The 25,383-nt window shown below is 52.5% G+C and carries 27 protein-coding genes; 15 read left to right on the top strand and 12 right to left on the bottom strand.

All coding sequences use genetic code 11. The features are described 5' to 3' along the window. Window positions 1-87 precede the first annotated feature (87 nt). Window positions 88-501: a peptide-methionine (R)-S-oxide reductase MsrB gene (gene msrB, locus GW579_RS04320; protein WP_165057764.1), complete on the top strand. Its 414-nt coding sequence runs from the start codon at window positions 88-90 to the stop codon at window positions 499-501. Between the two features lie 83 nt (window positions 502-584). Beyond that, a complete protein-coding gene (locus tag GW579_RS04315) occupies window positions 585-857 on the top strand; it encodes a YeaC family protein (RefSeq protein WP_152327094.1) in 273 nt (90 codons plus the stop codon). Window positions 858-925: 68 nt separating this feature from the next. On the opposite strand, the gene GW579_RS04310 is transcribed toward GW579_RS04315, so the two are convergent. The 4 genes from GW579_RS04310 to sppA all read right to left on the bottom strand — a co-directional run bounded on the left by GW579_RS04310 (window position 926) and on the right by sppA (window position 5,542). Continuing rightward, entirely contained in the window at window positions 926-1,480 is a 555-nt protein-coding gene (locus tag GW579_RS04310) for a serine acetyltransferase (RefSeq protein ID WP_152327095.1), read from the bottom strand. Window positions 1,481-1,868: 388 nt separating this feature from the next. Beyond that, the gene (gene pncA, locus GW579_RS04305) at window positions 1,869-2,498 is read right to left on the bottom strand and encodes a bifunctional nicotinamidase/pyrazinamidase (protein ID WP_165057763.1); all 630 of its coding nucleotides are present in this window, start codon (window positions 2,496-2,498) and stop codon (window positions 1,869-1,871) included. A 20-nt stretch (window positions 2,499-2,518) separates the two neighbouring features. Then, complete coding sequence (gene ansA, locus GW579_RS04300; protein WP_165057761.1) at window positions 2,519-3,532, bottom strand: asparaginase; 1,014 nt, start codon at window positions 3,530-3,532, stop codon at window positions 2,519-2,521. 156 nt (window positions 3,533-3,688) lie between these two features. Beyond that, a complete protein-coding gene (gene sppA, locus GW579_RS04295; protein WP_152327098.1) occupies window positions 3,689-5,542 on the bottom strand; it encodes a signal peptide peptidase SppA in 1,854 nt (617 codons plus the stop codon). A 179-nt stretch (window positions 5,543-5,721) separates the two neighbouring features. On the opposite strand from sppA, the gene GW579_RS04290 reads away from it, so the two are divergent. From GW579_RS04290 to GW579_RS04280, 3 genes are all read left to right on the top strand, one after another. Continuing rightward, entirely contained in the window at window positions 5,722-6,273 is a 552-nt protein-coding gene (locus tag GW579_RS04290) for an NAD(P)H nitroreductase (protein WP_152327099.1), read from the top strand. A 246-nt stretch (window positions 6,274-6,519) separates the two neighbouring features. Further along, window positions 6,520-8,466 carry a DNA topoisomerase III gene (locus tag GW579_RS04285; protein ID WP_165057759.1) on the top strand — a complete coding sequence of 649 codons (1,947 nt, stop codon included), beginning with the start codon at window positions 6,520-6,522 and terminating at the stop codon, window positions 8,464-8,466. A 22-nt stretch (window positions 8,467-8,488) separates the two neighbouring features. Further along, window positions 8,489-8,785: a DUF1496 domain-containing protein gene (locus GW579_RS04280; RefSeq protein ID WP_193333189.1), complete on the top strand. Its 297-nt coding sequence runs from the start codon at window positions 8,489-8,491 to the stop codon at window positions 8,783-8,785. Window positions 8,786-8,867: 82 nt separating this feature from the next. Here GW579_RS04280 and GW579_RS04275 read toward each other — a convergent pair whose 3' ends face one another. Both GW579_RS04275 and xthA read right to left on the bottom strand, forming a co-directional pair. Then, window positions 8,868-9,257, bottom strand: a complete 390-nt coding sequence (locus tag GW579_RS04275) for a pyrimidine (deoxy)nucleoside triphosphate diphosphatase (protein ID WP_152327100.1) — start codon at window positions 9,255-9,257, stop codon at window positions 8,868-8,870. Between the two features lie 5 nt (window positions 9,258-9,262). Beyond that, on the bottom strand, window positions 9,263-10,072 hold the full coding sequence (gene xthA, locus GW579_RS04270) for an exodeoxyribonuclease III (protein WP_152327101.1): 810 nt from the start codon (window positions 10,070-10,072) through the stop codon (window positions 9,263-9,265). 254 nt (window positions 10,073-10,326) lie between these two features. On the opposite strand from xthA, the gene tyrR reads away from it, so the two are divergent. Next, entirely contained in the window at window positions 10,327-11,901 is a 1,575-nt protein-coding gene (gene tyrR, locus GW579_RS04265) for a transcriptional regulator TyrR (RefSeq protein WP_165057758.1), read from the top strand. Window positions 11,902-12,009: 108 nt separating this feature from the next. Here the strand turns inward: tyrR and tpx are convergent, their stop codons facing one another. Beyond that, window positions 12,010-12,513: a thiol peroxidase gene (gene tpx, locus GW579_RS04260; protein WP_152327103.1), complete on the bottom strand. Its 504-nt coding sequence runs from the start codon at window positions 12,511-12,513 to the stop codon at window positions 12,010-12,012. Between the two features lie 132 nt (window positions 12,514-12,645). On the opposite strand from tpx, the gene ycjG reads away from it, so the two are divergent. After that, window positions 12,646-13,623 (top strand): L-Ala-D/L-Glu epimerase, encoded by a 978-nt coding sequence (gene ycjG, locus GW579_RS04255; RefSeq protein ID WP_165057756.1) that lies wholly within the window; start codon window positions 12,646-12,648, stop codon window positions 13,621-13,623. Window positions 13,624-13,831: 208 nt separating this feature from the next. Further along, a complete protein-coding gene (locus GW579_RS04250; protein WP_235937345.1) occupies window positions 13,832-15,388 on the top strand; it encodes an ABC transporter substrate-binding protein in 1,557 nt (518 codons plus the stop codon). 64 nt (window positions 15,389-15,452) lie between these two features. Here GW579_RS04250 and GW579_RS04245 read toward each other — a convergent pair whose 3' ends face one another. Then, window positions 15,453-16,658: an MFS transporter gene (locus GW579_RS04245; protein WP_152327106.1), complete on the bottom strand. Its 1,206-nt coding sequence runs from the start codon at window positions 16,656-16,658 to the stop codon at window positions 15,453-15,455. A gap of 112 nt (window positions 16,659-16,770) precedes the next feature. On the opposite strand from GW579_RS04245, the gene GW579_RS04240 reads away from it, so the two are divergent. The 3 genes from GW579_RS04240 to GW579_RS04230 all read left to right on the top strand — a co-directional run bounded on the left by GW579_RS04240 (window position 16,771) and on the right by GW579_RS04230 (window position 19,829). After that, a complete protein-coding gene (locus GW579_RS04240; protein WP_165057752.1) occupies window positions 16,771-17,727 on the top strand; it encodes a LysR family transcriptional regulator in 957 nt (318 codons plus the stop codon). A 158-nt stretch (window positions 17,728-17,885) separates the two neighbouring features. Then, window positions 17,886-18,869, top strand: coding sequence for a zinc transporter ZntB (zntB, locus tag GW579_RS04235; RefSeq protein WP_165057750.1), 984 nt, complete (start codon window positions 17,886-17,888; stop codon window positions 18,867-18,869). 282 nt (window positions 18,870-19,151) lie between these two features. Further along, entirely contained in the window at window positions 19,152-19,829 is a 678-nt protein-coding gene (locus GW579_RS04230; protein ID WP_165057748.1) for a hypothetical protein, read from the top strand. A gap of 57 nt (window positions 19,830-19,886) precedes the next feature. Here the strand turns inward: GW579_RS04230 and ttcA are convergent, their stop codons facing one another. Then, the gene (gene ttcA, locus GW579_RS04225; RefSeq protein ID WP_165057746.1) at window positions 19,887-20,822 is read right to left on the bottom strand and encodes a tRNA 2-thiocytidine(32) synthetase TtcA; all 936 of its coding nucleotides are present in this window, start codon (window positions 20,820-20,822) and stop codon (window positions 19,887-19,889) included. A 431-nt stretch (window positions 20,823-21,253) separates the two neighbouring features. On the opposite strand from ttcA, the gene GW579_RS04220 reads away from it, so the two are divergent. Then, window positions 21,254-22,495 (top strand): diguanylate phosphodiesterase, encoded by a 1,242-nt coding sequence (locus GW579_RS04220; RefSeq protein ID WP_165057744.1) that lies wholly within the window; start codon window positions 21,254-21,256, stop codon window positions 22,493-22,495. Between the two features lie 86 nt (window positions 22,496-22,581). Here GW579_RS04220 and GW579_RS04215 read toward each other — a convergent pair whose 3' ends face one another. The 3 genes from GW579_RS04215 to ycgZ all read right to left on the bottom strand — a co-directional run bounded on the left by GW579_RS04215 (window position 22,582) and on the right by ycgZ (window position 23,990). Then, window positions 22,582-22,839 (bottom strand): biofilm development regulator YmgB/AriR family protein, encoded by a 258-nt coding sequence (locus tag GW579_RS04215; RefSeq protein WP_152327113.1) that lies wholly within the window; start codon window positions 22,837-22,839, stop codon window positions 22,582-22,584. Window positions 22,840-22,948: 109 nt separating this feature from the next. Beyond that, on the bottom strand, window positions 22,949-23,320 hold the full coding sequence (locus GW579_RS04210; RefSeq protein WP_206738752.1) for a biofilm development regulator YmgB/AriR family protein: 372 nt from the start codon (window positions 23,318-23,320) through the stop codon (window positions 22,949-22,951). A gap of 430 nt (window positions 23,321-23,750) precedes the next feature. Next, entirely contained in the window at window positions 23,751-23,990 is a 240-nt protein-coding gene (gene ycgZ, locus GW579_RS04205) for a regulatory protein YcgZ (RefSeq protein WP_152327116.1), read from the bottom strand. A gap of 278 nt (window positions 23,991-24,268) precedes the next feature. On the opposite strand from ycgZ, the gene GW579_RS04200 reads away from it, so the two are divergent. The 3 genes from GW579_RS04200 to nudI all read left to right on the top strand — a co-directional run bounded on the left by GW579_RS04200 (window position 24,269) and on the right by nudI (window position 25,368). Further along, window positions 24,269-24,502, top strand: coding sequence for a YgdI/YgdR family lipoprotein (locus GW579_RS04200; protein WP_152327117.1), 234 nt, complete (start codon window positions 24,269-24,271; stop codon window positions 24,500-24,502). Window positions 24,503-24,534: 32 nt separating this feature from the next. Further along, window positions 24,535-24,762 carry a YgdI/YgdR family lipoprotein gene (locus tag GW579_RS04195; protein WP_152327118.1) on the top strand — a complete coding sequence of 76 codons (228 nt, stop codon included), beginning with the start codon at window positions 24,535-24,537 and terminating at the stop codon, window positions 24,760-24,762. Window positions 24,763-24,942: 180 nt separating this feature from the next. Then, the gene (gene nudI / locus GW579_RS04190) at window positions 24,943-25,368 is read left to right on the top strand and encodes a nucleoside triphosphatase NudI (RefSeq protein ID WP_152327119.1); all 426 of its coding nucleotides are present in this window, start codon (window positions 24,943-24,945) and stop codon (window positions 25,366-25,368) included. The last annotated feature ends 15 nt before the right edge of the window (window positions 25,369-25,383 follow it).

Here is a 25,383-nt window from a genome sequence, read left to right as displayed (position 1 = left end):
GACAAAACAGGCTGAATTGTTGTTAATTTTTTGTTATTATAAACTGTTAATTTAGTTGTAATTTAAATTCGTCAGAGAACGATAATCATGAGCAATTCATCCAAATCTGCTTCTGCACCCGAACAACTCACTGAAATTCAACGTTATGTCACCCAGGAACACGGAACCGAGCGCCCTTATACAGGAAAACTGCTGCACAACATTCGCCAGGGCATTTATCATTGCGTAGTGTGTAACGCGCCTCTGTTTTACTCCGAGACTAAGTATGAATCCGGCTGCGGATGGCCAAGTTTTTATCAACCTGTTGACCACGATGCGATAAAATATCTCACTGATAATACGCATAATATGGACCGCATTGAGATCCGCTGTTCCAGCTGCGAGGCACATTTAGGGCATGTTTTCCCGGATGGCCCGCAACCAACAGGTGAACGTTACTGCGTAAATTCTGCTTCGATGAGTTTTACCGACAGCAAAAATGGCGAAAAAACGGCCGGTTAGGCTGCGCTGTAATCTTACCGACAAAATCGATTCAGCTATTATTCAAAACCTTTTGAATAATCCTGTTGAACAGAGGTGCTCAGATGGAAATTAATCAACTCATTGATGTAATGACGCCGGAAATCTACGCACGTCTGGCGCTGGCCGTAGAGCTGGGGAAATGGCCCGACGGTGTGGCGCTGACGCCAGAACAAAAAGAGAACAGCCTGCAAGCGGTGATGCTGTATCAGTCACGTCACAACGTGGATGCCCAGCATATGAGCATCGGCACTGACGGGCAGATCGTTACCAAAAGCAAGCAAGAGCTGAAACAACAGTTCGCTCAGGATGCGCTGATTAGACTCAAACCGGAGTAATGGGAGGGGGTTTGTCTGAGGCATAAAAAAGGCGCATAACGCGCCTTTAAAAAATAATCGTCAGTGGGTTACGCAATCTGCTTGTAGATCAGGTTATCTGTGCGCTGGTTATAGACAACGCAATCATTAGGAACATTTTTATCTACGAAACTCATCGCACCGATGGTGACATTATTCCCGATGCTTATATCGCAACCAATAATGCAACTGTTCGCACCAATGATGACATTGTCCCCGATATAGATCTTGCCGCTCTGGTTGTCATATTTGATACCAATTGTCACATTTTGCTTAATGTTCAGGTTCGAGCCTATTTCGCAACAATCGGCAACCACAATACCAACGAAATGAGAAATCTTCATTCCGGGGCCAATATCAGCGCCCAGATTGATATCGGTACCATATTTATTTCTTAATCTTCTGTTTACCGAAATTGCATATTTTCTGGAAGCCTTGCCGCCGGTTTTATAAAGATAATTAGCGATTCGCCACCAGAAGTAGAATCGCCTGCCCGGGCATTTAATGGCGCGATGCAACGTGCGGAACCAGGAAAAGTCTTTCTCTGAATCCATCACTTCACGCTGAAGACAGCTTTTTAAAATTTGATATTGATATTCTTTCAATCTGATAATCCTTAAGGGTTAGCCTGCTCATCCTAAGCTTGAGTTATTCATTTAATAAAAAGCGGCGCCATCTTATTGGTACGGCCACGCATAGTCCATTCATTATTTATCGATAAAAAATAACGGACACATTGCAGAGTCATTAGCGTGGCATGCCAGTCGTAAAATTATCATGGAATACAGCCAGGTGATTAATGATAGTGTGCTATTTATAACGTATTACGCATACCCAAAACGAGATCTATTACGTGAAGTTTTGTAAAAAATGAATTTGTCCGGAATTGAACATCTTACGGCGGAGACATGGAGATAAGCAGTTTTTTACGCGAAATGTCAGGGAATAAAAAAGGCGCATACGCGCCTTTTTTGCCTCTGAAGAGCAGAGTAATCAGCCGTTCAGTGCGTCTGCCGTCCCGATTTGTGCGCCAGCCTCACGCATTGCTTCAACAGCTTCAGCACTGTCGTGAGGTTCGATGTTCACTCCGCGGCAGCCATCGGTCAGCAGCGTAACCTGATATCCCTGTGACAGCGCGTCCAGGACCGTGAACTTCACACAATAATCCGTCGCCAGACCCATGACATAAAGATGCGAAATCTTTGCGGCTTTCAGCCAGTCGTTCAGCACGGTAGCGGCGCGGTGGCCATTATCGAAGAATGCGCTGTAACTGTCGATTTCAGCGTCCGTGCCTTTTTGGACGACAAAATCTAAAAGACGCGTATTCAGTGACGGATGGAATTCCGCGCCGGGTTCGTGCTGAACGCAGTGAACCGGCCACCAGACCTGCGGCAGCCCGTTCAGTTCACCCGATGTCCAGGCATCCTGATGCGAGTTTGCGGCAAAACTTTTGTGTCCGGCAGGGTGCCAGTCTTGCGACGCCACCACGGGGATATCGCGGCTTTTACACCACAACATCATCTGATTGGCGACGGCAACGGTCGCATCCCCGTCATTAACGGCCAGCGCGCCACCGCGGCAAAAATCGTTTTGCAAATCGACCAGCAACAACGCAGATTTCATATCGCCTCTTATACGGTCAACTATTCCGTCAGTTCGCCACGCAGATTCTGCTGCATCAGTTCGCGGATTTCTTCCGGCGTATGTGACTGGCTGAGCAGGTAATGCAGCTTGGTCAGCGCGGCTTCCACCGTCATATCAAATCCGCTGATTACGCCGGAATGCGCAAGCGCATTACCCGTTGCATAACCCCCCATATTGACGCGTCCGGAGATACATTGCGTCAGATTCACGACCACAATGCCGCGCTCAGAGGCGTCCTTCAGCACTTTCAGCAAATCACCTTTTTGCGGGGCATTGCCGACTCCGTAAGAGCGCAGGATCAGCGCTTTCACTGGCTGCATCAGAAAGTTTTGCACAACTTCTGCGGAAATGCCGGGGTAAATAGTCACCACGCCGATAGGCTGCGGGGTGATGTGATGCACTTTCAGCGTCGAAGCAGGAACGACCGGCAGCGAAGGGGTGGACAGACGGCGGATGTGAATGCCCGCTTCCAGCAACGGAGAAAGGTTGGGTGACGCAAATGCATCAAAACCGTCGGCGTGGGCTTTAGTGCTGCGGTTACCGCGATAAAGACGGTTATTGAAAAACAGGGTGACTTCGTTAACCGGATGATTTGCCGCAATATACAGCGAGTTCAGCAGGTTAATCTGCCCGTCAGAGCGCAGGGCTTCCAGCGGGATTTGCGAACCCGTAACGATCACCGGCTTGCTCAGATTTTCCAGCATGAAAGACAGCGCAGAAGCCGTAAAGGCCATGGTGTCCGTGCCATGCAAAATCACAAAACCGTCGTAATCGTCGTAATGCGCCTGAATGTCGTCCGCGATGTGCTGCCAGTCTTCCGGCGTCATATCGGAAGAATCCATCAGTGGCGCGTATTCCTGAATCGTAAACTCAGGCATTTCAGGGCGGTGGAATTCTGGCATCAGCGCCAGCTGGCGTTGTAAATGGCCGGATACAGGAATGTAACCCTGCTCAGAACGCTGCATACCGATGGTGCCGCCGGTGTAGGCAACGTAAATAGATTTTTTAGTCATCGAAGATGTTCTTTTTTTAGAAAGGTGAAAGCAACTGCGCTAAGTATAAAGGCTTCGCCGCCGCTGTCCCACCAGAAAAGGGCGGTGCCATAAAAAAGCCCGGCGTTCTCTGGGAGAAGCGCCGGGCAGATTTTCATGCCGCAGGGGTTAACGCAATTACTTCACGTCACCACACGTCAGGCAAAGTGCGTAACGGTTTTGCGGATCGTTCATGTTGCTGAACAGGTCAGCTTGTGATTTCAGCTCCATCGCCATTTTGCTCACCGGCGCAGGCAGATAGGCCTGAATAGCGGCGGGCAGCATGGCGTGAACGGACACGCTGACCTGGGAGAACAACATATCGCTCAGACTTGGCTCGCTGACATACCAGTTCAACTGCCATTTCGGCAGTTTGGCCAGATCCGCAGCTTTCTTCACGGCGTCATCGAAATCACCCAGTTCATCCACCAGACCGTTGGCCTTGGCGTCAGAACCAATCCAGACGTGACCCTGTGCAATCTGATCAATCTGCTCCGGCGTTTTATGACGGGAATCCGCCACCAGGCCGAGGAAGGTTTTATACCCATTCTCGATGTTCAGCTGCATCATTTGCGAGAATTCCGGCGGCAACGCTTTGGTCGATGCGATATCGGCCAGCGGGGAAGTCGCCACGCCATCAGTATGCACACCGGCGTAATCAAGTGTGTTCTGATACGTATTGATCACACCAAAGATACCAATGGAGCCGGTCAGCGTGCTTGGGCTGGCAATAATGTAGTTCGCTGGCGTTGAAATCCAGTAACCCCCGGAAGCCGCCATGCCACCCATTGAAACTACCACCGGTTTACCTGCAGCTTTCGCGGCGGCCAGTTCAGAGCGGATCACTTCAGACGCGCTGACGCTGCCGCCAGGACTGTTGACGCGGAAGACAATCGCTTTCACTTTCGGATCCAGACGGGCATCGCGAATTTGCTGTGCGGTGGTATCGCCGCCCACCGCACCCGGTTGCTCTTCACCGTCGTTGATGGCACCGGTCGCGAAGATCACCGCGATTTGCGGATCATTATTATCCGGTTTTGGCTTCGGTGAATAATCGTAAATGCTGGTGTAGTTGAAGTCTTTGGTGGTTTTATTCCAGCCAAATGCTTTCACCATGTCATTGTCTGCGTCGGTCCGTGATGCCAGAGAATCCACCAGTTTGGCTTTCAGCGCGTACTGAGCCATGTCGCCGCCGGTGGCCTGCATTCCCGCAAGAATGCCCGCTGCACCCGGGAACAATTGCTCAGGCGTAATCTGACGGTTAGCTGAAACGGTATTGAGGTAGTTACTCCACAAGCCACCAATCCAGCGGCTATCCGCCTCGCGGGCCGCAGGCGACATATCATCACGGATCAGCGGTTCAACGGCAGATTTATACGTCCCGACGCGAAAGATGTTGGTGGTGACCTTCAGCTTATCCAGCAGAGATTTGTAGTACAGATTATTGGTCGCAAAACCGTGCAAATCGACCGCGCCCTGCGGCGACAGATAGATTTTATTGGCGTAGCTCGCCAGATAATATTGCGACTGATTGTAGCTGTCACCGATGGCGTAAATCGGTTTACCGGCATCACGGAATTCACGCAATGCTTTACCGATATATTGCATGGATGACTGATCGGTACCGGTGAAATCGGTCAGTTGCAACACGATACCGGTGACGTTTTTGTCATCTTTTGCTGAACGAAGGGTATCGACCAGATCAAACAGGGAGTTTTCCTGTAACCGGCTGCTGGATGTCCCCAGAAGCTCGCGGCCCCACTGGCGGACTTTATTGTTGACGGAAGGTTTGTCCACCACCGAGCCGCTAAGATCAACCAGCAGCGCGCCTTTGGTGGTTTCAACCGGCTTATCCTGCACGGCATACCAGATGCCGACGCCGGCCAGAATGATCAGAATAAGAAATACGTTGAGAATGAATTCTCTGACGAAATTAAGAAGACGCCAGGTCCACTTAAAAAAACCGGCGATAATTCGCCACAATGTGCGCATGGTCTCTCCAATAAGACGGTTAAGTCTCGCTATCCTAATGACCTGCCGGAGAAATGTCAGCTTTAAATCATTTCAGAATTTGGCGGTGACGCATTATCCGAAAGCCTGCCGGAGGTTGGAAAAATGCGTTGTGCCTATGTTAACGTAAGGTAAATAGCAATTATTCTCAGGAGATTAAAATGGACGCACTGGATTTGTTACTTAACCGCCGTTCTGCATCCCGTCTGGCGGCTCCCGCACCGGCAGGGCAAGCACTGCAAAATATCATCAACGCAGGGCTGCGTGCGCCAGACCACGGTGCGCTTCAGCCGTGGCGCTTCGTGATTGCAGAAAATGATGGTCTGACGCGTTTCAGTGAGCTGCTGCGCGCGGCGGCGATCAAAGACGGCGCGGACGAAAAAGCCATTGAGAAAGCCACGCAGGCTCCGCTTCGCGCGCCGCAAATCATCACCGTGATTGCGGCCTGCAAGGAAAGCCCGAAAGTGCCACAGTGGGAACAATTGTTGTCCGCCGGTTGTGCCGTGCAGGCGATGCAGATGGCAGCGCTGGCTCAGGGGTTCAACGGCATCTGGCGCACCGGCGCGTGGACCGATCATCCTGATGTCCGCAAAGCCTTCCATTGCGGCGAGAACGATAAAATCGTCGGTTTCCTGTATCTCGGCACGCCGCAGCTCAAAGCAAGTTTGCAGGTCATTCCGGTGGACAGCACACCTTTCGTGACGCATTTCTAAGCCATTTCCTCACGACGGACAGACCGGTTTTTCAGCAGAATATGTTCGGTTGATTCTGATAAACCGGTTTTTCGCTGCCTTTGTGAGCGACCGCCATCCCGGATGTCTCTATCCATCTTACTAATTGCGCCGCCAGCGGCTAACATAGCCACCCTGGATGATGAGGACGTTGTGAATGAAGGATGGGATGATGGAAATTCTTGTAGCGATCACACTCGCGGTCACACTTCAGGACGGTGCGATCTGATGCGTCTGTTTATTGCCGAAAAACCCAGCCTTGCCCGCGCTATTGCCGATGTCCTGCCAAAGCCTCATCGCCGCGGCGACGGATACATTGCCTGCGGTAACGACCAGGTGGTGACCTGGTGTGTCGGTCACTTACTGGAACAGGCCCAGCCGGATGCCTATGACAGCCGCTTCGCCCGCTGGGCACTGGCTGACTTACCGATCATTCCTAATAAATGGCAGCTTCAGCCGCGTCCTTCCGTCGCTAAACAGCTTAATGTCATCAAACGTCTGCTGCTTGAAGCCTCTCAGGTTGTCCACGCGGGTGACCCGGATCGCGAAGGGCAACTGCTGGTGGATGAAGTGCTGGATTATCTGGAACTGACGCCGGAAAAACGCCAGGCGACCCAGCGCTGTCTGATTAACGATCTCAATCCGCAGGCCGTCGAACGTGCCATTGAACGCCTGCGCGACAACCGTGATTTTATTCCGCTGTGCGTTTCTGCCCTGGCCCGCGCCCGCGCTGACTGGCTTTACGGCATCAACATGACCCGCGCCTATACTATTTTAGGGCGCAATGCAGGATACAACGGCGTGCTTTCCGTGGGCCGCGTGCAAACGCCGGTGCTCGGTCTGGTGGTGCGCCGTGATGAAGAAATCGAAAACTTCGTACCGAAAGATTTTTTTGAAGTGAAAGCGCATATCGTCACGCCTGCCGAAGAACGCTTCATCGCGCTCTGGCAACCGAGCGACTCCTGCGAGCCGTATCAGGATGAAGAAGGGCGTTTGCTGCACCGCCCGCTGGCCGATCACGTGGTGGCGCGCATTGCCGGGCAACCGGCGATGGTCACCGGGTATAACGACAAACGTGAAAATGACATCGCGCCGTTGCCGTTCTCGTTATCCACCTTGCAGATTGAAGGGTCAAAAGCTTTTGGCCTGAGCGCGCAGCAGATTCTGGATATTTGTCAGAAACTCTATGAAACGCACAAACTGATTACGTATCCGCGTTCGGATTGCCGATATCTGCCAGAAGAACATTTTGCTGGACGTCACGCCGTACTGAATGCCATCGGCGTTCACCGCCCGGATTTAATGCCGCAGCCGGTGGTTGATACCGATTTGCGAAACCGTTGCTGGGACGACAAAAAGGTCGATGCGCACCACGCGATTATCCCGACGGCGCGCAGCAGTAACGTCAACCTGAGCGATGACGAGCGCAAAATTTATGGTCTGGTAGCACGTCAGTATCTGATGCAATTCTGCCCCGACGCGGTATACCGCAAATGCGTTATCGATCTGGATATTGCAGGTGGCAAGTTTATCGCCAAAGCGCGTTTTCTGGCTGAAGCAGGCTGGCGAACACTGCTTGGCAGCAAAGAGCGTGACGAAGAAAACGAAGGTACGCCGTTGCCGGTCGTGGCGAAGGGCGATGAATTACTGTGCGAACGCGGAGAAGTGGTGGAGCGCCAGACGCAGCCGCCGCGCCCGTTCACCGATGCGACATTGCTTTCCGCGATGACCGGTATTGCGCGTTTTGTTCAGGATAAAGAACTGAAGAAAATTCTGCGCGCCACGGACGGATTGGGCACAGAAGCGACACGCGCCGGGATTATCGAACTCCTGTTCCGCCGCGAGTTTTTATACAAAAAAGGGCGTTATATTCATTCCAGCGACACTGGCCGCGCACTGATTCATTCACTGCCGGACATTGCCGCAAGGCCAGATATGACGGCTGACTGGGAATCCACGCTGACGCGTATCAGTGAAAAAAGCTGCCGCTACCAGGATTTCATGGAACCGCTGGTCGCCACGTTGCAGAACCTCATCATTCAGGCCAAAACGAACCGGGTGTCTTCGGCATTCCGCAGCCTGCCTTCTAAGCCCGCTGCGGCGGCGAAAGGCAAAAGCGCACCTAAACGGCGTAAAGCCAGTCCCAAAGGGAAGGAAGCAAGCAGTGATGAATAACGTACTGATGAATAAGAAGCTGATGCATAAAGCGCTGATGGCGTTACTGGTCAGTTCGTCATTGCTGTCGGCTCCGGCTATGGCGGAGCGTTACGGCAACGGCGCGGACGTCGTGGTACCGCTGCCGCCGCAAATCTGGGAAAACAGCGGCAACGGCAATAATAACAGTGCGCCGACCTGCCATAACTGCTGCATCTACAACAACCAGAGCTACAGTGAGGGCGCGGTGGTCACGGCAGACAGCGTGGTGCTGCAATGCTCGCGCGACCCGAACGTGGTCGGCACCAATGAACTGAAATGGGAAGTGCTGAAAAAATAACCCCGCTCTGAACAGCAAAAAGGCGCGGAAACAGTCACCTGTCCGCGCCTTTTTTATGGAGAAGCGTTAAGCGGCGCCGTGGCTACAAGGCCCGCAGATAGGCGTCAATCAGCGGAATATCCGCCGGTGCCAGTTCAAAGGAACGAACCTCCTGCGGCGCAACCCAGCAAACTTCCGAGTGACACTGTAACGAAATCGTTCCTGTAAAACTGCTGACGCGCCAGCCGTGAAGCCGGATCAGGCGTTCCGGCTGGTGCAGTTCGCTGGTCGCGACAAAACCGGCAACCTGCGCGGTGATGTTCATCTCTTCGCGTAACTCACGTATCAGCGCGGCGGGCTGACTTTCCCCGGCTTCGACCTTCCCGCCGGGGAATTCCCATAAACCGGCCTGATCGCTGCTGGCATCGCGCCGGGCGAGGAGTAATTTCCCCTCACATTCAATCAGCGCGGCAACCACATCAATCGTCTTCATCTGTATTACTTCAGGTCGAATGTTGCCCAGATTGGCGCATGGTCAGACGGTTTTTCCATTCCGCGAATTTCGTAATCGATACCGGTTGCTAAACAGCGTTCAGCCAGCGGATTGCTCGCCAGGATCAGATCGATGCGCAGGCCGCGGTTTTCGTCAAAGCCGCGTGAACGGTAGTCGAACCACGAGAATTTATCGGTCGCTTCCGGGTTAGCGGCGCGGAACGTATCAACGAGTCCCCAGCCTTTCAGGCGATCCATCCATTCGCGCTCTTCCGGCAGGAAAGAACATTTACCGGTGCGCAGCCAGCGTTTACGGCTGTCTTCGCCGATACCGATATCCAGATCGGTCGGGCTGATATTCACGTCGCCCATCACAACCACCGGATTATTCACTGACAAACTGGTGTTCAGGTAATCCTGCAAATCGCGGTAGAACTTCTCTTTGGCCGGGAATTTGGTCGGATGGTCGCGGCTTTCACCCTGCGGGAAATACCCGTTGATGACCGTCAGAATGCCCTGGGGCGTTTCAATGTCGGCCATAATGATACGGCGCTGGGAGTCTTCATCGTCTCCCGGGAAACCACGACGTACAGCTACCGGTTCCTGCTTAGTCAGCATAGCCACGCCATAATGGCCTTTCTGACCATGATAGAACACGTGATAGCCGTACTGGCTGACATCTTCCAGCGGGAACATGTCGTCATGAACCTTAGTTTCCTGCAGACCGATCACGTCAGGCTGATGCTGTTCAATAATGGCGGCAAGCTGGTGCGGGCGTGCGCGCAATCCGTTGATATTAAAGGAGACGAACTTCATAGTCGGGAACCATTTGGCGATGAAATCAGAAGGGCGATAGTAGCAGAAAAAGGGGGTGATGGCGAAGTCCGCGCACCCGAAAATAACAGCAAAAATCACTGCAAAAGCAAAACGCTTACCCGATCAGTGTGGCAAGCGGATTTCCATCCGGGAATTATTTTGTCAACTTTTCGTGACAGTCTCTTCTTCCCGTGTACATGAAAGAGTATTATCCCTCCAGCGATTTCCGCACCGGCAGAAAAAGGTCAACACTGATGCGTCTGGAAGTTTTTTGCGAAGACCGCCTGGGGCTCACCCGGGAACTACTCGATCTACTGGTTTTACGCAGTATTGATTTACGCGGTATCGAGATTGCCTCGATTGGCCGCATTTACCTTAATTTTTCCCAACTGGATTTTGATACTTTTCGCGCCCTGATGGCAGAAATCCGCCGTATCGACGGCGTGACGGATGTCCGTACTGTCACGTTCATGCCTTCTGAGCGTGAACACCGCGCCCTGCGTGCGCTGCTGGTTTCCATGCCGGAGCCGGTATTCTCCATTGATATGAAAGGTAAAATCGAGCAGGCCAACCCGGCAGCGATGGCATTGTTTGAACTCGATGAAGATAAAATCCGCAACGTCACGGCGGCGAACCTGATCACCGGTTACAACGTCACGCGATGGTTAGAAAGCGATAATGCTCAGCCGCATTCCGAGCGAATTGTCATCCGCAGTCAGGATTTCCTGATGGATCTCACCCCGATCCACATTGAGGATGAAAACGAAAAAGGCGGGATCGCCGGTGCCGTGGTCATGCTCAAATCAGCCGCCCGCATGGGTCGGCAGTTGCAGGATCTGACGGTCAACGACGACAGCGAGTTCGACCATATTGTCGCGGTCAGCAGCAAAATGCGCCACGTGCTGGATCAGGCCCGCAAACTGGCGATGCTGGATGCCCCGTTGCTGATCGTCGGTGATACCGGCACCGGCAAAGATTTGCTGGCACACGCCTGCCACCTGCGCAGCGCGCGCGGTAAAAAGCCGTTCCTTGGCCTCAACTGTGCTTCGCTGCCGGATGATGTCGTTGAAAGTGAACTGTTCGGTTATGCCGCTGGCGCCTATCCGAATGCCCTGGAAGGAAAAAAAGGCTTCTTCGAACAGGCCAACGGCGGTTCGGTATTGCTCGATGAAATCGGTGAAATGTCGCCGAGAATGCAGATCAAGTTGCTGCGTTTTCTCAATGATGGCACGTTCCGGCGCGTCGGCGAAGAGCATGAAGTGAAGGTGGATGTACGCGTGATGTGCGCCACGCAGAAGAATCTTGTGGAACTGGTTCAGCGTGGAGAATTCCGTGAAGACCTGTATTACCGTCTGAACGTGCTGAGCCTGACGCTGCCGCCGCTGCGCGATCGTCCGGCGGATGTCATGCCGCTGACCGAACTGTTTGTGGCGCGTTTCTCTGATGAACAGGGGATGCCGCGACCAAAACTGTCCTCGCAGCTGGCAAATTATCTGACGCATTACGGCTGGCCGGGCAATGTCCGTCAGCTCAAAAACGCCATTTATCGTGCGCTCACCCAGCTGGAAGGCGGCGAACTGCGCCCGCAGGACATCGTTCTGCCAGACTTTGATGCCGAAGTGACGATTGGAGAAGAAGCGCTAAACGGTTCGCTCGACGACATCAGCAAGCGTTTCGAACGCTCGGTGCTGACCCGTCTTTATCGCACTTATCCAAGCACGCGAAAACTGGCGAAACGTCTGGGCGTTTCACACACGGCGATTGCCAATAAACTGCGCGAATACGGCCTCAGCGCCCGTCGCGGTGAAACCGGCGAAAGCGAAGAGTAATGCCTGCTGGTCAGTAAATTTTTCATTAAATAAGAAGCAATAAAAAGCAACGGACTGAGCCGTTGCTTTTTTTTCGCCTGTCATCCGAAGATGACAAAACTCAGATCCTTATTTCAGGACAGCCAGCGCAGACTCATAGTCCGGTTCGGTGGTAATTTCGTTCACCAGCTCGCTGTACAGCACGTTGTCCTGACCATCCAGAACGATAACGGCACGCGCAGTCAGGCCAGCCAGTGCGCTGTCGGTGATCGCGACGCCGTATTCAGATTTGAAATCACCGCCACGTAGGGTGGACAGCGTGGTGACGTGGCTCAGGCCTTCAGCACCGCAGAAACGGGACTGTGCGAACGGCAGGTCAGCGGAGATACACAGAACCACAGTGTTCTCAATTTCGCCCGCCAGCTGGTTGAATTTACGCACTGACGTCGCACAAACACCGGTATCAATGCTTGGGAAAATGTTCAGGACTTTGCGTTTGCCCGCGAAGCTGCTCAGGCTGACATCAGAGAGATCTTTAGCGACCAGGCTGAACGGCTTGGCGACGTCGCCTTTTTGTGGGATTTTGCCGGCAACGGTGACCGGATTGCTCTGAAAGTGTACTGTCTGGGTCATGATTATTTCCTATGGACATTGGAGTCAAACGGCTTTCAGTTTAGGGGAACAATTGTAGGTTGGATATAGATTAAATGCTAAATACTTGTATATCTTATATATACCCGTTTGAGTATATACCGAGGAGCCGCTATGAGAAGTGTCCGCTTTTATCCGGAAGCCTGGCCGTTGCATACGACATTTGTGATCTCCCGCGGCAGCCGCACTGAAGCGCGCGTAGTCACAGTCGAAATCGAAGAAAAGGGCATTCGCGGCGTGGGAGAATGCACGCCGTATCCCCGCTATGACGAAAGCGAAACCTCGGTGATGGCGCAAATTGCCAGCGCCGTCACGGCGATTGAACAGGGCGCTACGCGCGAACAGTTGCAACATTTGCTTCCTGCCGGTGCCGCACGAAATGCGCTCGATTGCGCGTTGTGGAATCTTGAAACGCAACTCACCGGCCAGACTCTCTGGCAACTCACCGGCACTGAACCGCTGGCGTCAATCAGCATGGCGCAAACCGTCAGTATCGGCACGCCGGAAGAGATGGCGGAAGCCGCGCTCGCGCTGCAACAAAAGGGTGCAACGCTGCTGAAAATTAAACTCGATGACCGGCTGATAGCCGAACGTCTGGTGGCTATCCGCGCCGCCGTGCCCAAGGCGTCCCTGGTTGTGGATGCCAATGAAGCGTGGCAAAGCGACGGGCTGGCGGCACGCTGCCAGTTGCTGGCCGATCTCGGAATTTTGATGCTCGAACAACCGTTACCTGCGGGTGAAGATTCTGCGCTGGAGAATTTCATCCATCCCCTGCCAATTTGCGCCGACGAAAGTTGCCATACGATTGAAGGGCTTCCGGCGCTGAAAGGGCGTTATGAGATGGTGAATATCAAACTCGATAAAACCGGCGGCCTGACGGGCGCACTGCGGCTGGCACAGGCGGCGCGTGAGCAGGGGTTTGAAATCATGCTTGGCTGCATGTTATGCACCTCGCGCGCGGTGCGCGCGGCACTTCCGCTGGCGGCGGGCGCGAAGTTCATCGATCTTGATGGCCCGACCTGGCTGGCGCAGGACGTTGAACCCGCGATGAAGTTTCACTGCGGCGGAATTGACATCGCCGGTTCCGAATAATTTCTCGCTTGTGGCCGTTGTTTTGTGCGCGAAGGCAAATCTGTAACGATTTCCTGTAGGGGATTGCGGTAACAAATGATAAAACTCCTGAATATTTCAGGGCTCGCCCCTTATGTGTTCAGGAGAATTTATGCCGCAGGGAAAATCGTTTCCTCTCTTACCGTATTCCGCCTGTGCCGCGCTGGTGGCACTCATTTCCAGTCAGGCCATGGCCGCTCAGGTTCCCGCCGGTACGCAACTTGCCGCCAGACAGGAAATCGTCCGTCATATCAAAGATGAACCCGCTTCGCTCGACCCGGCGAAAGTCGTCGGCTTGCCTGAAGCGCAGGTGGCGCGTGATCTGTTCGAAGGTCTGGTGAATCAGGACGCTAACGGGAAAAATATTCCGGGCGTCGCCGAAAGCTGGCAGAACCAGAACAATCAGATTTTCCTGTTCACATTGCGTAAAGACGCCAAATGGTCGAACGGCGATCCGGTGACGGCGCAGGATTTCGTATACAGCTGGCAGCGTCTGGTTGATCCGAAAAGCTTATCAACCGGTTCATGGTTTGCGGCGCTGGCCGGTATTGCTAACGCTGATGCGATCATTGCCGGGAAAATGCCGGTTGATAAGCTCGGTGTTACCGCCATCAGCCCGACGCAACTGCGCGTCACGCTCGACCGTCCGGTGCCGTTTTTTGTCAGCCTGCTGGCGAATTTCAGCCTGTTCCCCGTGCATAAAGCCACGGTGGAAAAATTTGGCGATGACTGGACCAAGCCTGGCAATCTGGTGGGCAACGGTGCGTATGTGCTGAAAGAGCGCGTCGTGAACGAAAAACTGATGCTGGAGCCGAATCCGAATTACTGGGATCACGCGCATACCGTGCTGACGAAAGTCACTTTCGTGCCAATCAATAAAGAATCCAACGCCACAAAACGTTATCTGGCCAATGATATCGATATCACCGAATCCTTCCCGAAAGATCAGTACAAAAAACTGATGCACGATATTCCGGGACAGGTCTACACGCCGTATCAGCTCGGCACCTATTATTACGCGTTTAACACCCGTCGTGCGCCGACCGACGATTCGCGTGTGCGTCTGGCGCTGTCGCTGAGTATCGACCGCACCGTGATTGCCGAGAAAGTGCTGGGCACAGGCGAAAAACCGGCGTGGCGCTTCACGCCTGACGTTACCAACGGTTTCAAAGCAACGAAAAGTGAAATGCAGGATTACTCGCAGGAAGAACTGAATGCGCAGGCGAAAGGGCTGCTGGCGGCGGCGGGTTATGGTCCGAACAAACCGCTGCATCTGACCTTGCTGTACAACACCTCCGAAAGCCATCAGAAGATTGCGATCGCGGTGGCCTCGATGTGGAAAAAGAATCTGGGTGCTGATGTAAAACTGGTTAATCAGGAATGGAAAACCTATATCGACAGCCGCAACACCGGCAATTTCGATGTGATCCGCGCGTCATGGGTCGGCGATTATAATGAAGCGTCAACCTTCCTGTCCCTGCTGACGTCCACGCACTCCGGCAATATCAGCAAATTCAGCAGCGCCGATTACGACAAAGTCATCGCTGAAGCCAGCCGTGAAACCAGCGACGCGCGCCGTAACGACGATTACAACAAAGCCGAGCAAATTATCGCCAGCGAGGCACCGATTGCGCCGATCTACCAGTATACCAATGGCCGCCTGATCAAACCGTGGGTGAAAGGATATCCGATCACCAACCCGGAAGACGTCGCTTACAGCCAGGAAATGTACATCATCAAACACTGATATCCGGTGCCCTCCCAAAATGCAAAAAGCGCCAGTCACGGCGCTTTTTGTTTTTATCTGACGGTCAGCTTTTACGGCTGAACAAACGGACCAGCAGGGCGGCGGCCGCAGCAACGGTGGCCAGCAGAACCACACCCGTCCAGCCACCGGCTTCCAGTGCTTTACTGCCCAGCGCGGCACCGGCGGACATCCCGATAAACACCACGGTAAACAGCAGGGCGTTCAGCCTGCCGCGAGCCGCAGGTTCGAGGCCATAAACCAGTGTCTGATGGGCAACCAGCGTGGCCTGAATACCTAAGTCAAAACCGATGGCACTCGCCACAATCAGCGCAAGTTGCGCATGCGGCGACAACAGCGGCAGCAGGAACATCGCGGCGAATGACACCATCACCAGCGCAGAACCCATTTGTGTGACCCGCGCCGGGCCTTTTTTATCGGCTAATGCGCCTGCCAGCGGAGCCGCCAGCGCACCGGCTGCACCGGCCAGCCCGAAAGCACCGGCCACCGCGCTGCCCAGATGAAACGTATCATTGAGCATAATCGCCAGGGTTGACCAGAAGGCGCTGAATGCGACCGACAGCAAACCCTGAGCCAGCGCCGCGTGGCGCAGCGTTTTATAGTGCTTCCACAATCCGAACATGGAATGCAGCAGTCGGGCATAGCTGATACGCGTGTCCGGTGCGAACCGTGGCAGCACCCGCCACAGCGCAAAACCAATCAGCGCGACGCTGACCGCTGCCAGCTGATACATCACCCGCCAGCCAAAATATTCCGCAACAAAGCCGCTGACCACGCGGGAAAGCAGGATCCCGACCAGCAAACCGGTCATCACCGTCCCGACCGTTTTACCACGCTGCGCCGCCGGAGCCAGATGCGCGGAAGCGGGCACGATATCCTGCGCCATAGTGGCGCCGATACCGGTGATCAGGCTGGCGGCCAGTAAGCCGTGAATGCCCGGCACAAAACCGCACAGCAGTAACGCAGCGGCCAGCAAAATACTCTTGAGCAGGATAATGGTCCGGCGGTCGTGACGGTCACCAAGGGGGATCAAAAACAGAATGCCCAGCGCGTAGCCGGCCTGCGTCAGTGTCGGGATAAGCCCGACCGACGTGGTGCTGGCCTGCAAGTTTCCGCCCATAATACCGAGCATTGGCTGGCTGTAGTAAATCGATGCCACGCTCAGCCCGGCACCGGCGGCCAGCGTAAAAATGATTTTGCCGGAAAGCGCTGGTTCAGCGGCGGTTGCAGAAGTTTGGGTGATGTCTGACATGATGTTTTCCTGATGAATACGTGTGTTGTGTGGAGGTCATGGCACGCATTCTTCACCCGAACGGTTATAAGTGGTAGCCTTTACAAAGGTAAAACTGTTATACGTGAGGCGTATGAATACACCACTCACCAGCGGTATTGACCGCATCGACTTAATGCAGACGTTCATTCGTATCGTCGAAAGCGGCAGTTTATCCGCCGCCGCCGCCCAGCTGGGCACCAGCCAGCCAACGGTCAGCCGCCGTTTGCAGTCGCTGGAAAAAATGCTCGGCGCCCGGCTGATTCTTCGCACCACGCATGCCATGAAACTGACCGACGACGGCGAACGGTGTTACGCGCAGGCCAAATTATTACTCGAACGCTGGGCGTCGCTGGAAGATCAGTTACACGGCGCGGGAGATGAACCGGTGGGCACTCTGCGCGTGCGTGCGCCGCATGCGTTCGGGCAGGATCAGCTGATCGGGCCGCTGACCCGCTATTTACAGCGGTATCCGAACCTTACGGTGGACTGGATGCTCAACGACCGCACGCCGGATTTCCTCTCTGAAGATATCGACTGTGCAATTCAGGTCGGGAACGTTGCGGATCCGTCGATGGTGGCGGTTTTGCTGGCCGAAGTGCCGCGTATCGTTATCGCCACGCCCGAATTGCTGCAACAACATCCGGTGACGCAGGTCTGCGAACTGCCGAATTTACCCTGGGTTGCCCTCAGCACCTTTTACCGTAATGAAGTCATGCTGCGCCACGATACCGACGGCAGAATGGAAAGCTGCATGATTGCGCCGCGCATGGCGACTGACAGCTTATACGCCGTGCGCAAGGCCGTGCTTTCCGGTCTGGGCGCGGGCATTGTGTCAGCGTGGGTGGTGCAGGACGATCTTGCGCAAGGGCATTTACAGCGTGTCTTGCCCGGCTGGAACGCACTGCCGTTGCCTGTCTATCTGGTGTATCCGTATTCCAGCTATTATCCGGCGCGGCTGCGTAAATTCCTGGAAGTGATGCGCGGCGTTATGCCGGATCTGGCCGAAATGCAGGCACCGGGCAGTTTGAAATACTCTGGAAAATTGTGAAACAGTAAAGCGGGCGCTGTTTACATTTTTCACGCCCACTCATGGCATGATCGCTTCGGGATATTGAGGTGAAGGGTTTTCACCTGAGTTGTGTTTTGGAACTTCAAGCACTTAACGCTAAACTTAAAACAGATAACGCAGAAAAAGCGAGGAGTATCGTGGAAGTGATAAAGGGAAATGAACTACAGGTTGCCGACGCCGTTTATTCATTCCAGATGAACGGCGAGGGCGGTGTGAACGAAATCAGCCCGCAGTGCGTGGCGAGCGATGAAAAGCCGTGCTGGCTGCATCTGGATTACACCCGGCCTGAAAGCGAACGGTGGATCAGCAATACACCGGTGCTGCCCGATACCGTGCGTGAAGCGCTGGCCGGTGACAGCGTGCGGCCAAAAGTGGTGCGCGTCGGCGAAGGGACCTTAATCACCTTGCGCAGCGTCAATCTGAATGCGGATGCACGACCGGACCAGCTGGTCACGATCCGCGTTTATCTGACCGATAAAATGATCGTCTCGACCCGTCATCGCAAGGTGTTCTCGATGGAAGAGATGATCAGCGATATGCAAGCCGGCAGCGGCCCGAAAAATACCGGCAGATGGCTGGTGGAAACCTGCGATGCGCTGACCGATCACACCAGCGATTTCATCGAAGACCTGCACGACAAAATCATTGATATCGAAGACGACCTGATGGAACAACAGGTGCCGGAGCGCGGTCAGATGGCGTTGCTGCGCAAACAACTGATTGTCCTGCGCCGTTATATGGCGCCGCAGCGTGACGTCTTCTCGCGTCTGGCGAGCGAACGTTTGCCGTGGATGAACGACGACGACCGCCGCCTGATGCAGGAAATCTCCGATCGTCTCGGGCGAGGGCTCGACGATCTGGATGGCAGCATCGCGCGTACCGCGGTGCTCTCCGATGAAATCAGTTCACTGATGGCCGATTCCCTCAACCGCCGCACGTACACCATGTCGATGCTGGCGATGATCTTCCTGCCAACCACCTTCCTCACGGGGCTGTTTGGTGTGAACCTCGGCGGGATCCCCGGCAATACATCGCCCTTAGGTTTCGGGGTTTTCTGCGGATTTCTGATGTTGTTGGGGGTTGTTGTGGCGTGGTGGCTGAAGAAAAGTCGCTGGCTGTAATGTACTAATTGCCTGAAAAAAGGCAAAAAAAAGCCGGTCATAAGACCGGCGTCGTTCGAATTAAATTGTGCTATGCATTAATTCTAAAAATTTGGAAATAAGACAATATGGAGCACAACGCCCATCGCTTGACGTTGCATTCACCTGCGAAATAGATACTGCACCCAATCAACAGTTCTAATGTTGATTTCGCTCAATCTTTTTGAGGTTTATGCCCCGCAAGGTGCATTCACAGGCACTTTTGCCGGAACGATCTCATTTTCGAATACCCAGGAGTCTGTCTTGCACACCGCCGAAATGATTCAAAAAGCGTATGACGACGCGACCCGCAGAACGCTGGAAATCTGGAATTCTCACCCGGAATCCGGCGTTGTCCGCTCTGAACCTTTCTACCATCCCACCCGTCTGGCGATCACCAGCGGTAACCGCGCCGGACCGGCTATGGCAGGGCTGTTATCGGAACTGAAAGCGGTGACGCAGGGCGACCCGCTGGCCGACGTCGCGCCGCCTGACGGCATGCATTTTACTTTTTTTCCCGTCACGCAGGCGCTGTATGACAAACCCGAAGACGCGCCGGGAACCGGTGAATTAATCGCTATTTTCAGAAAGCATTGCGACGGCCTTATCATGCACATCCGCGATTTGCGGCTGATTGCGTTGCCGGATCAGCTGCTGCTTGCAGGATTTCCTGATGAAGAGAGCCAGCGTGTCAGACAATCGCTGGTGGATGATTTGATGAAAACGCCGTGGGCGGAAAAAATCCGCGAGCGGTTTCCTCATACAGAGATCCCGCCGATTTTCTGGCACAGCACGCTGCTGCGTTACAGCGCACAATACCTGCCGGAACCGCTGCGCGTCTGGTTTCATGAAAATCAGCATCGAAACTTCGGAGCACTCAGCCTCCCGGTCAGGCTGGTGATGACCAACTACAACTGGACCGAAACGTTCACGCTGGTCTGAAAAGCAAAAAGCCCGCATCAGCGCGGGCTTTTCAAACGGTGACTTCCGGACGAAATCTTACTTAATTTCCAGCACGTTCAGACGTTCAACCGGCACAGCCGTTTCGTCGTCTTCAGGCTGCCAGCCCGCAGGCTGCATCGGGATCTCTTCACGGTCAAACGCCAGATCGCCGCCATCAACCACTTCACCGCCATGTTTAATCCCTTTGAAATCAAAAAGATTCATGTCGTTCAGATGTGAAGGCACCACGTTTTGCATCGCGCTGAACATGGTTTCGATACGGCCTGGGTATTTTCTATCCCAGTCATTCAGCATGTCGCCGATGACCTGACGTTGCAGGTTTGGCTGCGAACCGCACAGGTTGCAAGGGATGATCGGGTATTCGCGCGCAACGGCAAAACGCTCAATATCTTTCTCACGGCAATACGCCAGGGGGCGGATCACGATGTGTTTACCGTCGTCGCTCATCAGTTTTGGTGGCATGCCTTTCAGCTTGCCGCCGTAAAACATGTTGAGGAACAGCGTTTGCAGCATGTCGTCGCGATGATGGCCGAGGGCGATTTTGGTACAACCCAGTTCAGTCGCGGTGCGGTACAAAATCCCGCGACGCAGACGCGAACACAGAGAGCAGGTGGTTTTGCCTTCCGGGATTTTGTCTTTCACGATGGCATAGGTGTCTTCGGTGACAATTTTGTATTCCACGCCCAGCTTTTCCAGATATTCCGGCAGGATATGCGCCGGGAAGCCCGGTTGTTTCTGGTCAAGATTCACCGCCACCAGGGAAAAATTCACCGGTGCGCTTTTTTGCAGATTGCCCAGAATTTCCAGCATGGTGTAGCTGTCTTTACCACCGGACAGGCAAACCATAATACGGTCGCCTTCTTCGATCATACCGAAGTCACCGATCGCTTTACCGACTTCACGGCGCAGGCGCTTTTGTAATTTGTTCAGGTTGTACTGAGCTTTTTTATCAACTGATTGAATTTCTGACATTAATAGTAACTCTGACTCAAAAAGGGGCACCAGAAGGGCGTGGTCGTCATAGCGCGAGTTTAGCATTGTGCGTTTCGGTCTGCGCGCAGCTCTTGTCTTCCGGCCGGACGGCGTTGTGGCGCGTATGATACGGATTACGCCGCCGAATGTCAGCGCGTTTTATAGCAGATTAAGAAAGGGAAGGTTTGGCGCTACCGGTGACAGCAAGTTAAAAGCCTGCTGGCTGACCCGTTTAATTGCTCCCCCACAGATTTGTGCTGCATGAATGGTTTTTTCTTGCCCAATCCCTTCATCTAAATTGCCGGCACTTTAGGGCATTGCCGCCGTTTCTAGGTCTGATTTCATAAGGAAAAATGATAGATTGGGATGTTTCTATAACCGAAATTTCTGCTACCCTGAGAGTCTAAACAAGCTCCTTTTGGAAACACCCGATGCTTTTAACTCTCGTTTATCGCAGCCATATCAGTGAACATGTTCACTCTGCTTCACTGATCGACATGGTGTCACAAGCCAATGTTAACAACGAACTTTTGAGCATTACAGGCATTCTGCTTTTCGACGGGATGCACTTCTTTCAGTTGCTGGAAGGGCCGGAAGAGGCAGTGGACGCACTCTACAGTATGATTTGCCAGGATCAGCGTCACCATAACGTGGTGGTTCTCATGCGCGACTATGCACAGTCACGTCGCTTCGGCAATGTAGGGATGGAGCTTTTTGACCTCAGGCATCATCACGAAGATGAGGTGCTTCAGGCGGTGCTCGATAAAGGAACATCGAAATATCGTCTCACTTATGAAGACCGGGCTCTTCAATTTCTGTGCACCTTTGTGCAGGCCCGGGAGAAGGAAAATTATCTCGAAATTCTCCCGGCTGATTCCTGGTCTTTCATCGCCGATGAACCTCTGAAAGCAGAAGTAGAATTTATCTTTCCCGAGATGCAGGACTACTGTTTTGCATTCCAGCCGATTGTTGACCCGCTGAGCCGCGAGATTATTTCTTATGAAGCGACAATCCGCGGGCCGGAAGGTGGCTCAGCGATGGAGTATTACGCCCGGCTGTCCGGAACAACGATCTATGAGGCGGATCTCAAATCCAAAAAGCTGGCTTTTGCCATGGCGCAAAAAATGGGGATCGGCGACAAAACGATTTCAATTAAGCTTTTGCCTATGACACTTGTCATGGTGCCGGATGCTGTGGAGTCTCTGGTTAATGACATCATCGCCGGCGGCCTGGTTCCTGAACAAATTGTGGTGGCAATCACAGAAAACGGCGTTATAACCCGTGAGGACAAGTTTTCAACGGCGATGAAACAACTTAAAGCCTCGGGAATGCGTCTGGCGATTGATGATTTTGGTGCGGGTTCTGCGGGATTATTGCTGCTGACGCAATGCCAGCCGGACAAAATTATGATTGATCGTAATATGATTTGTGACATCCATACCAGCGGACCGAAACAGGCCGTCGTGCAGGCTATCATCAGGTTCTGCTCAGCGTTAGAAATCTCTGTTATCGCGACAGGCGTTGAAAAAACCGAAGAGTGGATGTGGCTGGATGCGGCAGGGGTGTGTAATTTCCAGGGCGAGTTATTTGCTGAGCCAAGACTGAAGGGCACGCCGGTAGTGACCTGGCCGGAAGTCAGCTACGAATATCAGTCTGGTAATCAGGCTCTCTGAGAACTTGCAGGCGGTATGTAAGCTTTAGACGCATGAGCCCGGCAGATAATATTAGCCGGGCTCATTTAAAATGATTTGCTGTGGATTTATACAATATCATCATCAGGTGTGCGGTAAACGACGTATTCAAGCGCTTCCAGATAAATATCCTGCTTATCGGTATCACTTTCCTGCTCAATCTTCTGAATCAGACAAAGAATAATATCTTTGTGAGTAACCACTTCTTTTTGTTTCTTTAAGTTTTTATAAATACGGGTGACTGTTTCGTTTTCAACAAGAAGTTCAGGATCTTCTGTCAGAATATAATCAGCCAATGTCACATGAGTATAAGACACGTCATGCATTTTAATACCCTCCGCGTTTGTATTAAGAATAGATAATTTAAGATCCCGCACCCGGCTGTAATGACCGGGCGGGAGGAAAATAATAAAAAAGTGGATCTTTCTTCAAAGATCAGAATACGGAATCATCGGGCGTCATGCCCACCACCATTTCAAGTGCGCCGCGCAAAATATCCAGCTGCACAACGTCTGACGTGGTTTCAAGCTGATTAATCAGGTGGAGCATGATGGCCTTATTGGTCACCGTACCTTTATTCGCAAGAATAAGACGAATTGCGGCACCCAGAACTTCAGCTTCACTGGAGTAAAGTTCACCAGCTTTAGCGAAATGTTTATAAATGCCAGAGCTATTGACAGTGTCTGACATCGGCTGAGATGGATTTGATACAACCGAGTCGTTGTGACTTAGTACACATTGGTTTGATGCATCAATGTTTTTTCTGGTCATTGGACGGCCCTTCAGCATTGAAAAAGTGTCGTACATTGTCGACGTCCCGGACCTCATAACTGACACGCGCACGCTTATCAGCCTGGTCGTGGCGCATCTCATTGATGATCTGCTCCAGGGCACTTTTTCGATTTGAGTTTTCAGCACTCGCAGCCATAAACTGTAACTGCTTAATGAGTCTGTCGATTGATAGTAGACTTTTCGATTTAAGTAAGGAGATTACAGCCTCACCAATGAGTTTGTCCGTTAATTTTTCTTCATTACTTCTATACATATTATCAGCCTCTGAATATATGCTGGCCAAAGGTCTGGGCAGAGTAGCTTCAGGTTCAGAGTTATGACTTCATACCGCAGGGTATTACGCTAACGGAAATAAAGCATTGGTTGGCTATGAATTAATCAAGCCCGCATAATATGTCAAACCGAATTTATATGAAGCCCATTTTTACTCTGTGAATTTAATAGATCATGAATCACGTTCAAGAACCAGACGGATAAGCTTCATATAATGCTTTTCCTCTTCTTCGCTGCCAGCGGATTCTACACGATTCAAAAGTTTCGAACACAACGCTTTGCGATTTAGGTTCCTGCCTGCTTCCAGAATTTCAACCACAACGCGCCCCATTGTTTCCTCTTTAGAAAAACCCTGTGTGTAGAGCGAAGGGGAGGTTTCTGGTGACAATCCATCGTGCTTATTCTGACGCATGACATATCCTCTTGTTAATGTGTGCGTAGTTAATGATTACTTGTGTGACTATAAAGTTATACAAGATGTAGAAAGTTGTACAGGTATTTTTAGAAATAAATGACAGGAATACAGAATATTCTTAAACGCTTAACGGCTGAATCGGGACAGTTTGCCACCGGCAGAGGTCCACCAGGCTGAGAAAATTTCCGTTTGTCCTATTTTTCAATGCCTCCGGCAAAAGTGCCTATACTTAACTGACTAATTGTTAAGACAGAACCCCTTTAAGGAGGAAGTGTATGAAGAGGAAAAACCTTATTGCCGCGTCGCTGGCTGCTGTTTCCATTTTATTCGTAGCCGGGTGTGCGTCGAATCAGGCGATTAAAACCACGGACGGAAAAACCATCGTCACGGACGGTAAACCTCAGGTTGACAGCGATACCGGCCTGGTATCGTACAAAAATGCTGAGACAGGAAAGACTGAGCAGATCAACCGCGATCAGGTTAAAAACATGAGCGAACTGGATAACTGAGTTGCTCAATAACCGGTAGACAGGAGAGAAATATGAACAGGACTTTGCTTTTGCCATTAGCCGCATTAATCAGTGTCGCAGCCTTATCGGGCTGTACCCGGACGAGTTATGCTATTCAGACCAATGACGCGAGAACCATCGTCAGCGACGGTAAGCCAAAAGAAGCGCCTACCGGATTGCTTGAGTATACTGATGCCAATGGTGTGAAACAGCAAATCAACAAATCCGAAGTGAAACAGGTAACGGAGTTGCCTAAATAAGCACCGTGTTTCTGATTCAGTTTCCTGATTATTTCTTAAAAACCCGCTGATGAAGGCGGGTTTTTATTTTTGCGCAGCACTTCTCAACTCTTCCCGACTCCCGCCACAGCGACGCCAGATTATGGTATTTTTTAGCGCGCACAATAGTTTCAAACAAAGTCTAAAACAAGGAAAGTCATCATGCGTCAAAGAACCATCGTTTGTCCGTTAATTGAACATGAGGGAACGTATCTGCTGTGTAAAATGGCCTCCGGGCGCGGCGTTTTCCCGGGCCAGTGGGCGCTTTCCGGCGGCGGAATGGAAGCGGGCGAAACCGTTGAGCAGGCGTTATTGCGCGAAGTGCGGGAAGAGTTGGGCGAAGCGCTGGAACTGACGCATATCACGCCGTGGACGTTCCGCGATGATATCCGCCTGAAGACGTATCCCGATGGAACTCAGGAAGAAATCTACATGATTTACCTGATTTTCACCTGTCAGGCGAAGAACACTGTGATCACGCTGAACGACGAATTTGAAAGTTACGCCTGGGTACGTAAAGAAGATCTGCTGAAGTTCGATCTCAACGAAGCCACACGCATCACGTTAAAACAGCGCGGGCTGATTTAAACGAGAAACAGGACA

It is taken from the genome of Rahnella contaminans (assembly GCF_011065485.1).
GTDB classification, from domain to species: domain Bacteria; phylum Pseudomonadota; class Gammaproteobacteria; order Enterobacterales; family Enterobacteriaceae; genus Rahnella; species Rahnella contaminans.
The sequence above is the reverse complement of the archived record's forward strand: the minus strand, read 5'-3'. Positions and strand labels throughout refer to the sequence as shown.

Excerpts from the sequence above, each read along its gene's own strand:
- msrB (WP_165057764.1), top strand. The coding sequence starts at position 88 with ATGAGCAATTCATCCAAATCTGCTTCTGCACCCGAACAACTCACTGAA.
- GW579_RS04315 (WP_152327094.1), top strand. The coding sequence starts at position 585 with ATGGAAATTAATCAACTCATTGATGTAATGACGCCGGAAATCTACGCA.
- pncA (WP_165057763.1), bottom strand. The coding sequence starts at position 2,498 with ATGAAATCTGCGTTGTTGCTGGTCGATTTGCAAAACGATTTTTGCCGC.
- ansA (WP_165057761.1), bottom strand. The coding sequence starts at position 3,532 with ATGACTAAAAAATCTATTTACGTTGCCTACACCGGCGGCACCATCGGT.
- sppA (WP_152327098.1), bottom strand. The coding sequence starts at position 5,542 with ATGCGCACATTGTGGCGAATTATCGCCGGTTTTTTTAAGTGGACCTGG.
- GW579_RS04290 (WP_152327099.1), top strand. The coding sequence starts at position 5,722 with ATGGACGCACTGGATTTGTTACTTAACCGCCGTTCTGCATCCCGTCTG.
- GW579_RS04285 (WP_165057759.1), top strand. The coding sequence starts at position 6,520 with ATGCGTCTGTTTATTGCCGAAAAACCCAGCCTTGCCCGCGCTATTGCC.
- GW579_RS04280 (WP_193333189.1), top strand. The coding sequence starts at position 8,489 with ATGCATAAAGCGCTGATGGCGTTACTGGTCAGTTCGTCATTGCTGTCG.
- GW579_RS04275 (WP_152327100.1), bottom strand. The coding sequence starts at position 9,257 with ATGAAGACGATTGATGTGGTTGCCGCGCTGATTGAATGTGAGGGGAAA.
- xthA (WP_152327101.1), bottom strand. The coding sequence starts at position 10,072 with ATGAAGTTCGTCTCCTTTAATATCAACGGATTGCGCGCACGCCCGCAC.
- tyrR (WP_165057758.1), top strand. The coding sequence starts at position 10,327 with ATGCGTCTGGAAGTTTTTTGCGAAGACCGCCTGGGGCTCACCCGGGAA.
- tpx (WP_152327103.1), bottom strand. The coding sequence starts at position 12,513 with ATGACCCAGACAGTACACTTTCAGAGCAATCCGGTCACCGTTGCCGGC.
- ycjG (WP_165057756.1), top strand. The coding sequence starts at position 12,646 with ATGAGAAGTGTCCGCTTTTATCCGGAAGCCTGGCCGTTGCATACGACA.
- GW579_RS04250 (WP_235937345.1), top strand. The coding sequence starts at position 13,832 with ATGGCCGCTCAGGTTCCCGCCGGTACGCAACTTGCCGCCAGACAGGAA.
- GW579_RS04245 (WP_152327106.1), bottom strand. The coding sequence starts at position 16,658 with ATGTCAGACATCACCCAAACTTCTGCAACCGCCGCTGAACCAGCGCTT.
- GW579_RS04240 (WP_165057752.1), top strand. The coding sequence starts at position 16,771 with ATGAATACACCACTCACCAGCGGTATTGACCGCATCGACTTAATGCAG.
- ttcA (WP_165057746.1), bottom strand. The coding sequence starts at position 20,822 with ATGTCAGAAATTCAATCAGTTGATAAAAAAGCTCAGTACAACCTGAAC.
- GW579_RS04220 (WP_165057744.1), top strand. The coding sequence starts at position 21,254 with ATGCTTTTAACTCTCGTTTATCGCAGCCATATCAGTGAACATGTTCAC.
- GW579_RS04215 (WP_152327113.1), bottom strand. The coding sequence starts at position 22,839 with ATGCATGACGTGTCTTATACTCATGTGACATTGGCTGATTATATTCTG.
- GW579_RS04210 (WP_206738752.1), bottom strand. The coding sequence starts at position 23,320 with ATGTACGACACTTTTTCAATGCTGAAGGGCCGTCCAATGACCAGAAAA.
- ycgZ (WP_152327116.1), bottom strand. The coding sequence starts at position 23,990 with ATGCGTCAGAATAAGCACGATGGATTGTCACCAGAAACCTCCCCTTCG.
- GW579_RS04200 (WP_152327117.1), top strand. The coding sequence starts at position 24,269 with ATGAAGAGGAAAAACCTTATTGCCGCGTCGCTGGCTGCTGTTTCCATT.
- GW579_RS04195 (WP_152327118.1), top strand. The coding sequence starts at position 24,535 with ATGAACAGGACTTTGCTTTTGCCATTAGCCGCATTAATCAGTGTCGCA.
- nudI (WP_152327119.1), top strand. The coding sequence starts at position 24,943 with ATGCGTCAAAGAACCATCGTTTGTCCGTTAATTGAACATGAGGGAACG.